This is a genomic window from Dellaglioa sp. CoH-56-MRSF-11 (assembly GCF_056782135.1).
This window is the reverse complement of record NZ_JBXAYE010000001.1, coordinates 379315-394577: the sequence shown is the minus strand read 5'-3', so window position 1 is coordinate 394577 and position 15263 is coordinate 379315. Positions and strand designations below refer to the sequence as shown.

At 34.6% G+C, this 15263-nt stretch carries 12 protein-coding genes; all 12 read right to left on the bottom strand.

The features are described 5' to 3' along the window. Positions 1-339 precede the first annotated feature (339 nt). The 12 genes from lysS to pth all read right to left on the bottom strand — a co-directional run bounded on the left by lysS (position 340) and on the right by pth (position 15121). Positions 340-1839, bottom strand: a complete 1500-nt coding sequence (gene lysS / locus AC1RPT_RS01820) for a lysine--tRNA ligase (protein ID WP_481760847.1) — start codon at positions 1837-1839, stop codon at positions 340-342. Between the two features lie 71 nt (positions 1840-1910). Continuing rightward, on the bottom strand, positions 1911-2921 hold the full coding sequence (dusB, locus tag AC1RPT_RS01815) for a tRNA dihydrouridine synthase DusB (protein WP_481760848.1): 1011 nt from the start codon (positions 2919-2921) through the stop codon (positions 1911-1913). A 71-nt stretch (positions 2922-2992) separates the two neighbouring features. Continuing rightward, the gene (hslO, locus tag AC1RPT_RS01810; protein WP_481760849.1) at positions 2993-3877 is read right to left on the bottom strand and encodes an Hsp33 family molecular chaperone HslO; all 885 of its coding nucleotides are present in this window, start codon (positions 3875-3877) and stop codon (positions 2993-2995) included. 77 nt (positions 3878-3954) lie between these two features. Next, the gene (ftsH, locus tag AC1RPT_RS01805; RefSeq protein ID WP_409021575.1) at positions 3955-6033 is read right to left on the bottom strand and encodes an ATP-dependent zinc metalloprotease FtsH; all 2079 of its coding nucleotides are present in this window, start codon (positions 6031-6033) and stop codon (positions 3955-3957) included. Between the two features lie 93 nt (positions 6034-6126). Next, a complete protein-coding gene (hpt, locus tag AC1RPT_RS01800) occupies positions 6127-6666 on the bottom strand; it encodes a hypoxanthine phosphoribosyltransferase (RefSeq protein WP_409021576.1) in 540 nt (179 codons plus the stop codon). A 5-nt stretch (positions 6667-6671) separates the two neighbouring features. Next, positions 6672-8039 (bottom strand): tRNA lysidine(34) synthetase TilS, encoded by a 1368-nt coding sequence (gene tilS, locus AC1RPT_RS01795; protein ID WP_481760850.1) that lies wholly within the window; start codon positions 8037-8039, stop codon positions 6672-6674. A 76-nt stretch (positions 8040-8115) separates the two neighbouring features. Next, complete coding sequence (locus AC1RPT_RS01790; protein ID WP_481760851.1) at positions 8116-8595, bottom strand: S1 domain-containing RNA-binding protein; 480 nt, start codon at positions 8593-8595, stop codon at positions 8116-8118. Positions 8596-8694: 99 nt separating this feature from the next. Further along, positions 8695-9081 (bottom strand): FtsB family cell division protein, encoded by a 387-nt coding sequence (locus tag AC1RPT_RS01785; protein ID WP_481760852.1) that lies wholly within the window; start codon positions 9079-9081, stop codon positions 8695-8697. A 44-nt stretch (positions 9082-9125) separates the two neighbouring features. After that, positions 9126-9392 (bottom strand): RNA-binding S4 domain-containing protein, encoded by a 267-nt coding sequence (locus AC1RPT_RS01780; RefSeq protein WP_481760853.1) that lies wholly within the window; start codon positions 9390-9392, stop codon positions 9126-9128. A gap of 17 nt (positions 9393-9409) precedes the next feature. Then, complete coding sequence (locus AC1RPT_RS01775) at positions 9410-10978, bottom strand: putative polysaccharide biosynthesis protein (RefSeq protein ID WP_481760854.1); 1569 nt, start codon at positions 10976-10978, stop codon at positions 9410-9412. Positions 10979-10999: 21 nt separating this feature from the next. Next, the gene (gene mfd, locus AC1RPT_RS01770) at positions 11000-14521 is read right to left on the bottom strand and encodes a transcription-repair coupling factor (RefSeq protein WP_481760855.1); all 3522 of its coding nucleotides are present in this window, start codon (positions 14519-14521) and stop codon (positions 11000-11002) included. Between the two features lie 36 nt (positions 14522-14557). Further along, positions 14558-15121, bottom strand: a complete 564-nt coding sequence (gene pth / locus AC1RPT_RS01765; protein ID WP_409021584.1) for an aminoacyl-tRNA hydrolase — start codon at positions 15119-15121, stop codon at positions 14558-14560. Positions 15122-15263 lie beyond the last annotated feature (142 nt).

Below are 15263 nucleotides of genomic sequence, written 5' to 3'. Positions count from 1 at the left end.
TGTTCAGTTTTCAAAGATCTACTTGGTTGCTTTTGACAACTTTTATATCATATCAAGGATTTCGTTAATTGTCAAGAACTTTTTTAATTAATTAACTGGTCACATTTGAATTAGTTGTTTACTACTGAAGCAACGTTTATTACTTTACCAAGAATAATCACCTTCGTCAAGCCTTTATTTAAATTAAATCTAAATCAATGAATGTAAACGTGTACATCGTGTTTTATTATTACTTTTACTGCTGAAATAAAAGTAAAAAAAGAGTATTGTCACATAGCGACAATACTCTCATATAATATTATTCATCAAAAATAATCCTATAAAATAATTTAAAAATATTTATTGATTATCATCTGGTCTCATAGTTGGAAATAATAACACATCTCTGATAGATTGTGCATCAGTCATTAACATAACCAACCTATCTATTCCAATTCCTAAACCACCTGTTGGTGGCATACCATATTCGAGTGCTTCAATGAAATCTTCATCGATTCCTTCCGCTTCATCGTTACCATCTTCACGTTCTTCAACTTGGGACTCAAATCGCTCTCTTTGATCAATGGGGTCATTTAACTCAGTAAATGCATTAGCATATTCTGTACCTAAAATATACATTTCAAAACGATCCGTAAATCTTGGATCATCTTCATTTTTCTTTGCTAAAGGCGAAATTTCTAAAGGATGTCCATAAACAAAAGTAGGATCAACAATTGTATCTTCAACAAATTTTTCGAAAAATTCATTAATGATATGGCCAACTTTCCAATATGTTTCATATTTAACATGATGTTCATCTGCCAATTTTTGTGCTTCTTCAACTGACATTTCTTTCCAAAAATCCACTCCAGTTACGGACTTAATAGCATCTACCATATGAACTCTTGCAAATTTTTTATTAAAATCTACTTTTTTTCCATCATATTCAATAATTCCGTCATTTGAAATTACATCTGCGACTGCTTTAAAAATGCCTTCAGTTTCATCCATTACATCATGGAAGTCATAGTATGCAACGTACGTTTCAAGCATTGTAAACTCAGGATTATGTTTTGTATCAATTCCTTCATTACGGAACACTCGACCAATTTCGTATACTTTTTCCATTCCACCAACGATAAGTCGTTTTAAATGTAATTCTAGTGCAATTCTCAAGTATAGTTCAATATCTAACGCATTATGATGTGTTGTAAATGGTTTAGCTGATGCTCCACCTGCTTGGTTATGCAGTACTGGCGTTTCAACCTCAATATATCCATTACCATCTAAATAACGTCTTACAGCTGAAATAATTTGACTACGTTTCATAAATCGATCAAAGCTTTCACGATTTGTGATTAAATCAAGATATCTTTGTCTATAGATTTGTTCTACATTTTGCAAACCATGAAATTTATCTGGTAATGGTCGTAATGCTTTTGATAGGAAAGTAACTTCTGTTGGGCGAATCGTTAATTCACCCATATCTGTTTTCATAACATCACCTGTTATACCAACAAAATCACCAATATCTGAACGTTTAAAGATATGATATGTATCTTCACCTACAACATCTTTACGGACATATAATTGTAAACGTCCATCTTTATCCTGAATATCAGCGAAACTCACTTTACCTTTACCACGTTTAGACATTAATCTACCTGCGATAGTAGCTTGGATATCCATACCATCAAGTTCTTCTTTAGTTAATGCATCATACTTATCATGTAATGCTTTAGTCATGTCTTTACGTTCAAAGCGGTGTCCAAATGGATCGACCCCTGCTTCGCGAAGTTCAACAACTTTTTCACGACGTACCTTTAATTGATCATTCATACTTTGTTCTTGCTTTACCATATTATATCCCTCACTTAATTACATATTTCACTTACTATCATGCCAATTAACCCAATAAAATGCAACTAATTCTATGCTTCTTTTTGCATTAATTTGAATTCACGTTCTTTTGTATCTTCTAAAAATTTATCAAATATCGTTATCATAGTAGCTTCTGAATTTGCTTCATTCAATGCTGCTTTAGCACGAGCTGAACGCGAAATACCTTTTAAGTAGTATGCTGCTTGACTTCTGAATTCTTTAGGTCCAATAACCTCACCCTTTATCTGGCAAAGTGCGTGCAAGTGTTCTTTAGCAACTAAAATTTTATCAGATGCTGAAGGTTCAGCAATGAGTTCACCTGTTTCAAGGTACGTTGCTGTCTGCCTAATCATCCACGGATTTCCTAATGCAGCACGGCCTATCATAACAGCGTCGGCACCGACTTCATCTAACATCTTCTTTGCATCTTGTGGCGTTTTAATATCACCATTACCCATAAAAGGAATTGTTTTTAAATTACTTTTAACTTCATGTAAAATATTCCAATCTGCTTTACCATTATACAACTGGAAACGTGTTCTTCCGTGCATTGCAAGTGCAGCTGCACCACCTTGTTCAGCAGCTAAGGCATTTTCAACTGCTAAAATATGATCTTCGTCCCAGCCTGTTCTCATTTTAACTGTTACCGGAATTGACAGCTCATTAGTAACCGCATCAACCATTTCGTATACTTTATCTGGATCAAGCAACCAACGTGCGCCTGCGTCTGTTTTTGTTACTTTAGGTACAGGGCAACCCATATTAATATCGACTATGTCGGCTGACGTGTGTTCTTCAACAAACTTAGCAGCAGCAACCAATGTTTCCTTATCTCCGCCAAAAATTTGAACGCTAACTGGATGTTCTCTTGGATCTACAAACAACATGCTCAACGTTTTTTTATTTCTAAATTGGATTCCTTTATCAGAAATCATTTCACAAACTACTAATCCAGCACCAAAATCCTTACAAATCATTCTGAATGCCGCATTTGTTACACCTGCCATAGGTGCAACAACTACTTGATTAGGAATTAATATATCGCCAATTTTCCATTCCATTCTATTCACCTCATCGTTTTTTACACTTACTATTGTTTAGTATCATAACACAAATCATATATTGATAAAATTTATTTAGCTGAACCCTCTAATAATTTCATTAATTCATTTTCAGAATATTGATATCGATTTCCACAAAAACGACAAACAGCTTCGGCACCATGATCCAATTCGATCATTTCAGTGATATCGCTTTTTGGCAAACTAGCTAATGAACCGTAAAATTTATCTTTTGAACAATCACATTCGAACGCAACTGGCATTGTATCCAAGATATTAACATTTTCTTTACCAAACATCAGATATATAATATCTTCTGGCGTTTTACCATCTCTTAGCAATTCTGAAATCATAGGCATTTCTGCTAATTTTTTTTCTAAATTATCGATAACTTCATCAGTTGCGCCAGGCATTACTTGAATCATAAACCCACCGGCCACTTCGATTGTATTGTCCGTGTTCACAAATACAGATAATCCAACTGATGATGGAATCTGCTCTGATTTAGCTAAATAGTAAGTAAAGTCTTCGCCAAGTTCACCTGAAACCAATGGGACTTGTCCCGTAAACGGTTCCTTCATACCCATATCTTTTGTTACTGCCATTGATCCAGTTGTTCCAACGGCACCTTTAACATCAATTTTATTTTTTTCATTTAATGGTAAATGAACGTGGGGTTCACTCAGATATCCTTTAACTGTTCCATCAGCGTTACCATCAATTACGATAGCACCAACTGGCCCATCACCATTAATTTTAACGGTCATTTTTTCATCGGCTGACAATGTAGATGTACTTAGTAATAATGTTCCTATTAGGCTCCGCCCAAGTGCAGCTGATGCTGCGCTCCATGTGTCATGTCTCCTTTGTGCTTCAGCAACCGTATTTGTCGCAGTAACAGCATATACTCTTAATTTACCGTCAAAGGCCAAACTTTTTACAAGATAATCTTTCATTCGTTTTCTCCTTAAATAATTCATTTTAGACCAACAAGAACTCCGATAGATAATCCATCGGAGTTCTTAAGTAACGATTATTTATCGTCTTTATTCACTTTGGGGTAAAAAACAACCGTTTTAGATAAATCAACTTCATCTGTTTCTTCAGCTATTTTTTTTGCATCTTTACGTTCTAATTCTTTTTTTGTTGCTTCAAAAGAACCATCTTTTTCACTCGGAAATTCATTTGCATCGTCTTTTTCTGGCATTTTGCCATCTTCGAACAAGCTTAAAATTTCTTTTTCATCAAGTGTTTCAAATTCTAATAACTTATCAGCAATCAATTTATGCTGTTCTCTATGTGCTTCAATAATTTCTTTAGCAAGTTTCATACCTTCTTCAGATAGACGACGAACCTCAGAATCAATAATGTCAGCCGTATTGCTTGAGTAAGCAGCACTTGGTTGACCTGAACCACCAGCGAACATTTGGCTATTGCCTTCTAATTGAACAGGTCCGAGTTTTTCACTCATTCCATATTCAGTAACCATTGAGCGAGCCATTTGTGTTGCTTGTTGGAAATCGTTTGATGCGCCTGAAGATTGTTCATTGTAAACAATTTCTTCAGCTGCACGTCCACCCATTAATCCAGCAATTTGTTCACTCATATCTTTTTTAGACAATAACATTTGATCTTCTTTTGGTAACATGATTGCGTAACCGCCAGCACGACCTCGAGGGACAATTGTTACTTTGTGAACAACTCTAGCATCATTTAGGACTAATCCAACAATTGTATGTCCGGCTTCATGGAATGCAACTGTTTGACGTTCTTTTTCATTAATCGTACGATCACGTTTTGCTGGTCCCGCAATAACACGATCCTCAGCTTCATCCATATCGCTTGCATCAATTTTTGATTTATTACGACGAGCAGCTAATAATGCAGCTTCATTTAAAAGATTTTCTAAATCAGCACCAACAAATCCAGGTGTCTGCTTAGCAATAACTTTTAAATCAACATCAGATGCTAACGGTTTGTTTTTTGCATGAACATTAAGAATAGCCTCACGACCCTTAACATCTGGGCGACCTACTAAAACTTTACGATCAAAACGACCAGGACGTAAAAGTGCTGGATCCAGAACATCCGAACGGTTAGTAGCTGCAATTACAATCACACCTTCTGTACCCGTAAATCCATCCATTTCAACAAGTAATTGGTTCAATGTTTGTTCACGTTCATCATTACCGCCACCTGTACCAGAGCCACGACGACGTCCGACAGCATCAATTTCATCAATAAAGATAATTGATGGTGCAGTTTTCTTAGCATTTTCGAACAAATCACGTACACGACTTGCCCCAACACCGACAAACATTTCTACGAAATCAGAACCGGAAATTGAATAAAATGGTACTTCAGCTTCACCAGCTACTGCTTTTGCGAGTAAAGTTTTACCAGTACCAGGAGGTCCCTCTAGGAGAACACCTGATGGGATTCGAGCGCCTAAATCAGCAAATTTGCGTGGTGATTTTAAGAATTCAACAACTTCAACAAGTTCTTGCTTTTCTTCTTCTGCACCGGCAACATCAGCAAAACGAACTTTATTATCTTTTTTCTCGGAAGGTTTTGTTTTTGATTTACCAAAGTTCATCACCTTACCGCCACCACCGCCACCTTGTCCTGCTTGTCCCATCATAAGATAGAAAAAGCCGACCATTAATACAAGTGGAATAACCGTAATTGCTAATTGCAACCAGATACTATCTGATTGTTCTTCTTTTGTATCCATTTTTGTCTTTGTTGCTTCAGATGATTTCAAAATTTGTGCCATATTTGAATCATTTTGAATAACTGTTGACGTAAAGTTTTTAACTTTTGTTGTTTTCTTTGAAGCTGGAATTAATGAGAACCCAGTATCCTTGCTCTTTTCTGTTTGAGCTTTCTTATAAGTCCCTGTTATTTTGTAGACACCACCTGATGGTTGAATATCAAATGATTTCACTTGGTTTGATTGTAATTTTGAGACAAATTCACTTGATTGAATTTCTTGTGTTTCCGTTTTGCTGTTTCCATCAAAAAAGAAGTACATTACACCCATTATCCCAAGCATGATAACTATGTAAAATAAACTATTTTTAAAAAGTCCATTTTTAGGATTGTTTTTCATATCTACTCTCCTGCCCGTTTTTCTTTATTTTTATTTCAACTATCGTTTGAATAGGATACACTATATCACAATTGACATTCTTTGACCATTATTTTACTCTGTATAAATTTCAGGTTTCAAGACGCCAATATATGGTAAGTTCCTATATTTTTCAGCATAATCTAATCCATAACCAACTACAAATTCATTTGGAACTTCAAATCCTGCATAATCAACGTTAACAGTCACTTTACGACCTTCTGGTTTGTCCAACAACGAACAAACCTTAACAGATTTTACATTTCTATTGTTAAACAGATCGATTAAGTAAGCTAAAGTTTGTCCTGTATCCACGATATCTTCAACAATAATCACATCTCTGCCTTTAACATCAATATCTAAATCTTTGATAATCTTAATCTCACCAGTTGATACGGTACCATCCCCATAGCTCGAAACATTCATAAAATCAACTTCTGCATAATCTGCAACATTTTTAGCAATGTCAGCCATAAAAAGATAGGCGCCCTTTAATATACAAACAAGCAATGGATTTTTGCCTTGATAATCAGCGGTAATCTGTTTTCCTAATCGCCGAGTAACATCTTGAATTTCTTGCTCACTGTAAAGAACTTTTTTGATATCTTCATCCATACACTTTAGCCTCTTCCCTGACCTTGTTTTTTTAAAACGATTATGTCTTGTATTTTATCAGTTTCAACGGTGTCTGACAATTGAGATTTTTTATAATTTATTAACCAAATGATTCGCTTAGTATTAGTTTCTAATACCCAAGCCTGATTACGGTCATTACTACTTATTTTTTGATCAATAAATATTTTTTTTATTTTTTGTTTTGCACTATTTCCTATGTCGATATAATCGCCTGGCAACCGATGTCTCAAGCTAAGCCCCTCTTCAACAATAGAGTGATCAACCATCATATAATCTTTTATAGTTACTTCATCTAGATTAATCTCTTCAGCTTTAAATACGCCAATTTTTTCATTATTATTTAAATTAACCCATGAATTCATACCGAGTATTATTTTTTCAGAAGTACTTTCAATTATTTTCTCTTTTTGAATGAAATCCATGTACTCATATTTTTTAACAAATAATTGATCATCACCTAAATTAAGTTCACCCTGTGGTTTTTTTTCATTCAGCAGTAACTGGCTAATTTGCTGTATTTGGTCTTCTTTTAAGAAAACACCATGTTCTTCAGCGATTTTTTTCAATATCGGCTTTTGCCACCTTGTTTCCAACGTGGTCCACATTTTTATTTTAAATCCTGAAGCATATTTGATTTCTTTTATTTTTTCACTAATTGCTTCATCTGCTAAATCTAATAGGTTCGTTAACTGATCTGCATAACTTTGTGCATGCTTAATTACTTGTTTATTATTTTCAAGCATTTTCGGTATAATTTCTTTTCTAACTCGATTTCTAAAAAAATCACTTAATTGATTCGTTTCATCTTCAAAAAAAACAATGTTTTCATGCTTTGCGTACTGCCGAATAGCCTGTTTTGTGAACAAAAGTAACGGTCTAACTAACATCCCTGGTCCAAATGATCTAGTTTGACTGATACCCGTTAACTGTCTGATATCTCCGCCACGAATTCCTTTCATAACAAGTGTTTCGAGCTGGTCATCTGCTTGATGCGCTGTCATTAACGTTGCATAAGTTTCTGATACCATTATTTGCTCAAAAAAATCATATCTCATTTTGCGCGCTGCATTTTCAATACCATTTAATCCATGTTCATGTACTGGCCAAACTTTTTTATATAATTTAAATTGATGATCTAGACAATACTTTTCGATGAACTCAGTTTCAATACGGCTCTGCTCTCTTAATTGATGGTCAATGTAGGCAACGCCTATCTCAGGCCGGATTTCATCTGGTAATCGTTGCAACAAATCCATGAGGACCATTGAATCAACACCTGTTGAAACAGCAACCAGAATTTTTTCAGGACTACCAAGTAGCCGATATTGAGCCTCAAATCTTGTATTCAGCAAAACTTTTCTCCTTTTTTCATTAAAAAAAGAGTGGTTTAAAATTTTCATTTCAACCACTCATCTTTAAAATTCGTTATTAATTACGTCGGCCACCACGGCCACCGCGCTTACCTTCAGTACTTCTCTTTAATGAAACTAACCGATCTTCACTATCTTTCAAAAAGCCTGACAACAATGAATCGAAGTCATCTTTTTGAGGTTCAACTTTTTTAGTCTGATAGCGATTCTTACCACCATTTGATGGACGAGAACCAGTCGATGCGCGAGTATCTTTATTAAATGTTTTCTGTGGACGAGATTTTGTTTCTGTTACTTGAGGCTTATCAACAGCTTTTCGTATTGATAAACTTATCTTACCATCGTCGCCAATGGATAAAACTTTAACTGTGACTTCATCCCCAACAGTTAGTGCATCATGAATATCTTTGATGAATCCATCAGAAACTTCACTAATATGTACTAATCCTGTTTTTCTGTCACCCAAATCAATAAATGCACCGAAATTTGTAATTCCTGAAACTTTACCTGAAACTTTCTCTCCGACTTCAATAGACATAAAAAAGTTGTTCCTCCTTAGATATATATACCATACTAGTATACCACGCTATAAACCTTGATACAAAGTTAAATCACGGGTAATTCTATCCCTGATTGATTAGTTTTTTAAATTTGCTTTATCACTAGGAAAACTATAGACAGTTTCACCTTTTTTAGAGAAATAATATTTTTCACGAATTAATTTTAATAAATAATCGTTATCATTTAATTGTTTAATTTGAAATTTAAGATCTTTTTGATTTGCTTTAGCTTTTTTTAATTTCGTTTGTTCAACTGCTGTTTCTTGCTTATAATGTGCAACCTTAAGCTTGGTTGAAATTAACTGTACGCTAAAGAAAATGATTATAATTATTAAAACAGCTCCTAATCCAATCATACGGCGGCGGTGAATAGTTACCAATCGTTGATCTTTTTTTCTTTCTGTTTTATTAGCTTTCATAAAATCATTATCTAAAAATTTAATTTTCGATTTATTATCGGCCATCTTGTCTCCTAACCCAATAAAGGACTCCAATTAAAAATCGATAATTATCGACTTTCTTCTGTATAAACTTCAGAAACAACTTCATATAAATCAATTGATTCTGCTTTTTTCGTTGTTTCTTTAAGCGCCATAACTCGAACAGTCAGCGTTTTATTACCAAATTGGATTGTTAACTCATCCCCAACAACAACATCTGTTGAAGATTTTGCCATTTTATCATTAATCATAATTCGACCCTTATCTGCAATTTCTTTTGCAACTGTACGACGTTTAATAATACGTGACACTTTTAAAAATTTATCTAATCTCATTAGTTAATCCCCTTTATTTATCTTATAAATTTTTTTAAAATACGTTTTCCAAATGGAAAGCTTAGCCATTCTCGAATCGAAAATAATTCCCATTTAACTGCTAAACCACCAAATATTCCAGCACCAATAGATCCAGAAACGAGCGCTATAATGCCACTCAACAATCGCTTGTCATTCGTCCAATTAATTAACTGATTATCTAATAAATAAACCACAATTCCCATAATTACACAAATTAAAGTTAATTTCATCATAAATTTGGGATCAATTAGTAACTGTCTAATCTCACTGGGTGACATAACCCACATGGCAATTAATACAAGTAATAAACTTAAGATTGTCGCAATACTTGCTCCAACTGTTCCTAATATAGAAACTAGGTAAAAATTAATACTCATTTTAAGTAACAATCCGATAATCAAAGCAATGACTGACGTACGATACAATCCCAGACTCTGTAGGACGCTGTTGTATGTTCCAATAACTGCTGCTAAGAAAATACTAAACATATAAACCGATAATGTACCATTTTGAAGTTGATCCCCAAATAAAGATTGGTTAACAAGTGGCATAACAGCAATCAGTCCGATGGTTGCCGCCATCGATAACGCCACCGTTATGTGCACTAACATCCCAGCATATCGTTGAAAATCCTTTTTTCGGTTTTCACGACGGGCCGAAGCCAGAGATGGCAATAACATCGAAGAGAACCCAACAGAAATAACTAGTCCAAGTTGTACTAAAGGCTGTGCACGGTCATAGACTCCTTTTAACGATTTTGCAATATTATTTGAATAACCAAAGTGCACTAATCCGTTTTTCACTGTGAATGAATCAACTAATTGTAATAGCACCATCATTGCTGCAAATAGACAGATGATAAGACCCTCCGAAAATAATTTTTTAGAGGTTATCAGTAATCTTTGCCAGTTTGTTTGAAGCCTAGTCTTCCTAAATTCAACCCTGTAAAAGTGAATAAAAGAAACACTTGCGCCAATAGCACCAATAGTTGCCCCAAACATTGCCCATGCTCCCATCGAATATAATGACATATTATTTTCAACCGCAATGTATGCCGCTAAAATAATGAGTCCAACACGTAATAGTTGTTCAACAACTTGGGAGACAGCAGTTTTGTTCATTTCAAAAATACCTTGATAATAACCACGTCCCACTGCTAAAACAGGTAAAAATAAGAACATAAATGAAACACTTTTAATTAAGCCTGCTAACTGTCCATCACCCATAGCTGTCGCAATCCATGAAGCTCCTAATTGTAAGCCAGAAAAGATAACTAAACTAAATATACTTAAAACAATAAATATATCATGAGACAATTTTATTTTATCTTCTTTCGAAGGCTCTTCAGCAATTAACTTACTAATGTAGACGGGAAATCCAGTCAAAGCAAAAGTCATCCCTATCCCATAAATAGGATAAACTTGCTGATAAATATAGAAGCCCGTATCTCCGACTAAATTTTGGAATGGCACTCGGTAAATGGCACTCAAAATCTTGGCAATTAGTGAGGCAATCGATAGAATCATTGCACCACGCATTAAATGTCTAAGTTGCTTATTTCCCATATCATTTCGATTCCTTTTTTATTAGTTAGCTGCAGTCACTGACCCAACGGATTCGCTTAACGCTTGAATAAAGTTTTGTAATTCAATCAACCAGTCAGTCTCAGTCATCTTAGGTTGAATCACTAAAATCACACGCATTTGTTTGCCCTGAGTTTTTAATGACGCTTTTAATTTTGTTGCTGATAATGCCATGAAAATTGCTTCCGTACCCAGCAATGTCGTTCCTTTTTCTGAAACAGAAACAATTAACTGGTCTTTATCTTTTTTAATTTTATCAACTAATGCCTTATCGGCAAATAATTTAAGTAAGCCAATTTCCATTAAGTTATTCACTTCAGTTGGAAATTCGCCGAAACGATCAATTAAATCACCTTGTACTTCCAAATATTGATCATAATTATCAAGCTGTCGAATACGTTTATAAATTTCAATTTTTTGACGCTGATCATCAATGTAAGATGATGGTAAATAAGCTTCAATATTAATGTCAATTTCAGAATCTGATTTAGGCTCAGCTTTTTTACCTTGTTTTTTATTCACAGCTTCTGTCAACATCTGTGTATATAAATCATATCCAACAGAATCAATGAAACCATGTTGTTGTCGGCCCAATAGATTTCCTGCTCCACGAATAGATAAATCTCGCATAGCAATTTTAAATCCAGAACCCAATTCGGTGAAGTCTTTGATTGCTTCTAAGCGTTTTTCGCTCACTTCAGTCAAAACCTTATTAGGTTTATACATAAAGTAGGCATACGCAATTCGACTACTACGACCAACACGACCACGTAACTGGTAAAGTTGCGCCAATCCCATGTGGTCAGCATTTTCGACAAATAATGTATTAGCATTAGAAATATCTACGCCCGTTTCAATAATTGTCGTTGTTACCAACACATCATAGACACCTTGAATGAAATCATACAAGACATTTTCTAATTGATTTTCAGTCATTTGACCATGGATATACGCGACACTAGCTTCAGGAACCATAATCTCAATTTCTGAAACTACTTTTTCAATATCTTCAACTCGATTATGCAAATAAAAAACTTGTCCACCACGTTGAAGTTCACGTTGTATTCCATCTCGAATAGTTCCACCATTTTGTTCCATTACATAAGTTTGAATTGGGTAACGGTTCAATGGTGCCGTTTCAATTACTGATAAATCGCGAACCCCAAGCATCGACATATTAAGTGTCCTTGGGATTGGCGTTGCCGTTAACGTTAAGACGTCCACTTGTGACTTAAACTCTTTGAGTCGTTCTTTATGTTTCACACCAAACCGTTGCTCTTCATCAACAATTAACAATCCTAAATCAGCAAATTGAATATCTTTCGATAAAATTCGATGTGTCCCAACGACAATATCTAATGCACCACTAGCCATTTTATCAGTTGTTTCTTTAAGTTGTTTCTTTGTTCTAAAACGAGATAAAATCCCAATTTCAACTGGAAATCCTTCGAATCGATTAATCATTGTTTCGTAATGTTGTTGCGCTAACACCGTTGTAGGCACTAATAAAGCAACCTGTTTATTATCTTGAATGGCTTTAAAAGCGGCACGTAACGCGACTTCTGTTTTCCCAAAACCTACATCACCAATCAATAAACGATCCATTGGTTTCTTTTGTTCCATATCGTGCTTAATTTCATTTGAACTTCTAATTTGATCTTCAGTTTCAGAGTATGGAAATGCATTTTCAAATTCCATCTGATAATCGTTGTCCTTTGAAAATTGAAATCCAACTTCTGCTTCACGTTCAGCATACAATGCAACTAAATCATCAGCAATATCTTCAATTTTAGCAGCAACTTTATTTTTCGTTTTGGTCCATTCAGTACCACCCAATTTGTTAATTCTAGGTGACTTAGATTCAGAAGAAACATACTTTTGAACCATGTTTAATTGGGTTACTGGAATAAATAATTTAGCTTCATCCCGATAAGAAATTGTCATATAATCTTGATGTTTACCATCGACTTCTAATGTTTCCATTCCAATAAACTGTCCAATACCATGATTAACATGGACCACATAGTCTCCTGGTTTCAAATCTTGATAACTTTTAAGGCGTTCTGCATTCGCTAATGTTTGGCGTTTTGGACGTTTTTTAGTGACTTTGTTAAACATTTCATGTTCTGTCACAACAACTAAGTTTGCCATTGGCAATTCAAATCCAGCTTGTAAGTTACCTTCTACTACCTGAACTTTTCCTAACTGTAGGCTATCCAAAGTCGTCATGATAGAAGGAATCTCAAAATCATCCAAGGTTTGTGAGACTTTATCAAGTCGCTCTTTATCTTGAACCATAACAATAATAGTCTGTTTCTTTTTTAACCAACGATCCATTTCTGTTTTAAGTAATGGCATTTGGCTAAAAAATTGTTGCATGGCATGTCCTGGTACATCAATCAATTGATTAAATTTGAGGTGACCCATTCCTTTTTGAAAATGAGCCAGAAATAATTCAGCATGCGATTCATTTTTCAATAAATCTCGTAATTCAAATCCAAAAACACTTGTAGACAAAACTTGATGTGTTTTTAACTTATCTGCCATCCAGTTATCTTCATCTAGTTTAAGCGTCTTTTCAGCTTCTAATAATCTCGGATAATCGTCCATTACAATTAAACCATTGCTACCCAAGTAATCTAACAGACTTGTTTTACCTTGATAAATAATATCGCTAAATAATAAATGTTCCGGAGCTAAGCGTCCTTTTTCAAAATCACTCATAAGCGGCATAATATTTGATTCTAATCGCTCTTGATCATCATTATCTAATCGCTTATATTCAACACCATACGCTTTTTTTAATGTTTGACTAGCTTCCAATAGCATAGCGTCAGTCGCAATAAAATCTGTCGCGGGTATAATTTGAATCTGGTCCACATTCTCTAAGCTTCGTTGATTAGTCACATCAAAATAACGTAATGAATCTATTTCCGTATCAAATAAATCTAGTCTAATTGGGTTTTCTACGGTCAATGGGTAAATATCCAAGATAGAACCACGTACAGCAAAATCCCCAGGACGTTCAACCAACTTTTGACGTTGATAGCCCATCGTAAAGAGTTGAGTTTCCGTGGCTTTCAAATCAATATCTTTTCCAACAGCTAAGTTTAATGTTGCTTGTTTCCACGTTGAAACAGGTGCTAGAAAACGTCGTAACCCCGAGATTGATGTTACAACAATCTTTGGTGTTCCTTCTAATAGAGCCTGAAGCGTTTGGACACGTTCACTTTTAGATTCTGGTGAACTTGTTGCCAGTTCTGCAGCTAATAATTCTTCAACTGGGAATGTAAGCACATCTTCTTCATTAATAAAGTTAGTTAAATCTTCATTTAATTGTGTTGCATGAAATAAATTATCTGTCACAACCAACATAGATTTTTTTTTATCTTTAAAAATAGTAGCTAACATCAATGTTTTAGCTGAACCCGTTAGTCCAGTTAACAATTGTCTTGTATTAGGTTCAATATTTGTTAGCCAGTTATCTACACCAGGAACAGTCTGCATCATTGCTTCTAAATTCATTATTCTACCCTTTACCCTTTTCTAAACAGCTTTTTCTTATTTATGGTTATACTTGTTCATCGTATTCATAAAATCATCTGTTTCCAACCAATCCTCAATTGCTAAAGTTGCTGTATTGATTGCATCACCTAAGTCTTTTTCTTGGTTTTTAGAAAATTTCGTTAATACCCAATCTACGACAGAAACTTTGTCTGGATGGTCAATACCAATTTTAATACGTTTAAATTCCTGTGTTCCTGTATGTGCGATAATGCTTTTCAAACCATTATGTCCGCCTGCTGATCCTTTTTGACGTAATCGAATCCGACCAACTTCTAAATCAAGATCATCGTTCACAATAAGGATGTCTGAAACATCAATTTTATAGAAATCCATCAACGGTCTAACAGCTCGACCTGAATCATTCATATAAGTAGATGGTTTAACTAAGACAATTTTTTCACCATTTAAATTAAACGATGCCACTTGCGCTTCATACTTGCTAGATCCAAAATCGGCATTATGTTGTTTTGCAAATACATCTACTGTAGCGAATCCGACATTGTGTCTTGTTCCATCATACTTTTGCCCAATATTTCCTAAACCGACTATCATTTTCATTTTAATTTCTCCTTTAAATAAACGCAAACATCTGGGCAAGTTTATTCAACTTACCCAGCATTTCGACCCTATTCTTTTCTTTCAACTATTATACCATACTCGATTTATGAAAATTTTGTGAAAGAACTCTCTCATCTAGTAT

Bases quoted from the DNA above. Each gene is read 5' to 3' on its own strand.
- lysS (WP_481760847.1), bottom strand. From the start codon at position 1,839: ATGGTAAAGCAAGAACAAAGTATGAATGATCAATTAAAGGTACGTCGT.
- dusB (WP_481760848.1), bottom strand. From the start codon at position 2,921: ATGGAATGGAAAATTGGCGATATATTAATTCCTAATCAAGTAGTTGTT.
- hslO (WP_481760849.1), bottom strand. From the start codon at position 3,877: ATGAAAGATTATCTTGTAAAAAGTTTGGCCTTTGACGGTAAATTAAGA.
- ftsH (WP_409021575.1), bottom strand. From the start codon at position 6,033: ATGAAAAACAATCCTAAAAATGGACTTTTTAAAAATAGTTTATTTTAC.
- hpt (WP_409021576.1), bottom strand. From the start codon at position 6,666: ATGGATGAAGATATCAAAAAAGTTCTTTACAGTGAGCAAGAAATTCAA.
- AC1RPT_RS01790 (WP_481760851.1), bottom strand. From the start codon at position 8,595: ATGTCTATTGAAGTCGGAGAGAAAGTTTCAGGTAAAGTTTCAGGAATT.
- AC1RPT_RS01785 (WP_481760852.1), bottom strand. From the start codon at position 9,081: ATGGCCGATAATAAATCGAAAATTAAATTTTTAGATAATGATTTTATG.
- AC1RPT_RS01780 (WP_481760853.1), bottom strand. From the start codon at position 9,392: ATGAGATTAGATAAATTTTTAAAAGTGTCACGTATTATTAAACGTCGT.
- AC1RPT_RS01775 (WP_481760854.1), bottom strand. From the start codon at position 10,978: ATGGGAAATAAGCAACTTAGACATTTAATGCGTGGTGCAATGATTCTA.
- mfd (WP_481760855.1), bottom strand. From the start codon at position 14,521: ATGAATTTAGAAGCAATGATGCAGACTGTTCCTGGTGTAGATAACTGG.
- pth (WP_409021584.1), bottom strand. From the start codon at position 15,121: ATGAAAATGATAGTCGGTTTAGGAAATATTGGGCAAAAGTATGATGGA.